Origin of the sequence: Kocuria nitroreducens, assembly GCF_042879195.1 — a bacterium.
Lineage (GTDB): Bacteria > Actinomycetota > Actinomycetes > Actinomycetales > Micrococcaceae > Kocuria > Kocuria nitroreducens.
The window spans coordinates 1-1,709 of the sequence record NZ_JBHZTC010000060.1; the positions used below are offsets into that span (position 1 = coordinate 1).

At 70.7% G+C, this 1,709-nt stretch carries 4 protein-coding genes; 1 reads left to right on the forward strand and 3 read right to left on the reverse strand.

From position 1 onward, the window contains the following. Positions 1-83 precede the first annotated feature (83 nt). From ACFYE1_RS17310 to ACFYE1_RS17320, 3 genes are read right to left on the reverse strand one after another with little or no spacing between them, the layout of a single operon-like run. Positions 84-362, reverse strand: a complete 279-nt coding sequence (locus ACFYE1_RS17310; RefSeq protein WP_387745741.1) for a PLDc N-terminal domain-containing protein — start codon at positions 360-362, stop codon at positions 84-86. A 1-nt stretch (position 363) separates the two neighbouring features. Continuing rightward, the gene (locus ACFYE1_RS17315; RefSeq protein ID WP_387745744.1) at positions 364-591 is read right to left on the reverse strand and encodes a hypothetical protein; all 228 of its coding nucleotides are present in this window, start codon (positions 589-591) and stop codon (positions 364-366) included. A gap of 3 nt (positions 592-594) precedes the next feature. Further along, the gene (locus ACFYE1_RS17320) at positions 595-984 is read right to left on the reverse strand and encodes a hypothetical protein (protein ID WP_387745747.1); all 390 of its coding nucleotides are present in this window, start codon (positions 982-984) and stop codon (positions 595-597) included. Between the two features lie 586 nt (positions 985-1,570). On the opposite strand from ACFYE1_RS17320, the gene ACFYE1_RS17325 reads away from it, so the two are divergent. Further along, the gene (locus tag ACFYE1_RS17325; RefSeq protein ID WP_387745750.1) at positions 1,571-1,705 is read left to right on the forward strand and encodes a hypothetical protein; all 135 of its coding nucleotides are present in this window, start codon (positions 1,571-1,573) and stop codon (positions 1,703-1,705) included. The last annotated feature ends 4 nt before the right edge of the window (positions 1,706-1,709 follow it).

Genomic DNA, 1,709 nt, shown 5'->3' on the forward strand with positions numbered 1-1,709 from the left:
GACAGGTGAAGAGAGGAGGGGCGGCACGGCCCCAGCCGTTCCGCCCCTTCTGTTCCGCCTCAGGCACGGACCCCACACACCATTTACCGGACGGTCCCGTTCCGGGGCCCGAGCGCGTGGTGCCGCCCGAGGGTCAACCACAGCAGCGGGCCCAGCACCGGGGCGGCCAGCAGCACGAGCAGCCACAGCAGGCGCTGGGTCGGGGTGCAGTGCTCGTCGCGGGAAAGGGAGAGGACCGCGACGACGAACAGCACGATCACCGCGGCGCCGAGCAGCAGCGGGATGATCTCCCAGCTGGTGGGGATCAGCGGGTTCGTGTCCGCCCCACCCAGGTTGGTGATCATCGGGGGCCCTGTGGTCATCTCATGGTCCTTCCGGGTCGTCGGGCCGGAGGCGCGATGAGCGCCGGCGGTCCCACCAGCGCATCAGGGCGGCTCCGAGGCTCGCCACCGCCAGGGCGGCCAGGGCCGAGGCGACGAAGCCTTCGGCCCACCAGCCGGCCGCACCGGCGAGGACCCCGAAGACGATGCCGATGACGGCGCTGCCAGGGTGGGTGATGATCCCGCCGGAGTCGGAAGGCCTGGCGTTCACCGCTCAGCCCTCGGAGACCTGCAGCTGCGGAGTGAGCCGGGTCCACCCCTCCGGTACTTCCACGTCGGGCAGCCCGTTGGGGTCGTAGTCGGCCTGGATACCGATCAGGCCGCTCGTGGCCACTCGCCCTCCGGAGCTGCACCCGGCGACCCAGGTCCCTGGGGCGTCCGGATCGAAGCTGAGCAGACAGTCGCCCTGGTTCGGTGAGGACACGGCGAAGAACCGGTACCCGAGGTGGGTGGCCAGCAGACGGGAGCTGTCCGTGTCGAAGTCGTACTGAGCGGCGGGAACCTGGGTCGGCAGCATGTCGGACTCGGTCTGCTCGCCGTCGTAGATGCCGGGCCCGGCATCGGCGCAACCGGCAAGGATCAGCGCGGCGGTCGTGAGGATCATGGTCACCAGTGCTCTGCGAATGACGATCCTCGCTCTCGATCGGGGTCCAGGATGCTGCGGTCCTTCCACTGTAGGTGCCGAGGACAGTGCGGCGCGGAGCATCGACACGGCCCTGTGTGCCCGGCCGCGCTTGCGCGTGCCTGCGCAGGCTGGACGCAGACGTGCTCGACGACGCCCGTGAAGCAGGTCCAGCTGCCCGGTGGTAGGTCCGGGAAGTCGTGCACCGGATCGGCTGCGGTGTGGCGAAGGCGAACGGGATGGGTGTCGATGATGGACCACCGCGCGAGAAGGTGCGCGTCCTTGCCAGTGCCGCTCGGGCCGGCCGGGGCCGTGACCGGCTGCGGTGAGGGCACCGACGCGCTGCCGGCCGTCGACTCCCTGGAGGCCACCCATCGCGCCGTCGACGAGGTCGCGGACTGCTCCGAGGACGCACCGGAGCCGGCCGTGAAGCTCCCGGGATCCGGGAAGGACACCGGTGAGTCGGTGATGTGCACCAGCACGGTCGAGGTGCTCCGGTTCGACAGCGACGAAGCCCGCGAGGACGTCGGCGAACTGCTCGCCGACACCGCCCGGGGCTACCGGTTCGGTGTCCTTCACCGAGGGCCGCAACGGGTCCGTCGCCGACGGCACCGACGTGATGGTCGGGGCGGTCCCCGAGCGGAGGATCGAGATGCAACGGCTCGCCGACGCCCTGGACGCCCGGTACACGGTGGAGCACTAGATGT

Coding starts and splice junctions, on each gene's coding strand:
- ACFYE1_RS17310 (WP_387745741.1), bottom strand. CDS start 362: ATGACCACAGGGCCCCCGATGATCACCAACCTGGGTGGGGCGGACACG.
- ACFYE1_RS17320 (WP_387745747.1), bottom strand. CDS start 984: ATGATCCTCACGACCGCCGCGCTGATCCTTGCCGGTTGCGCCGATGCC.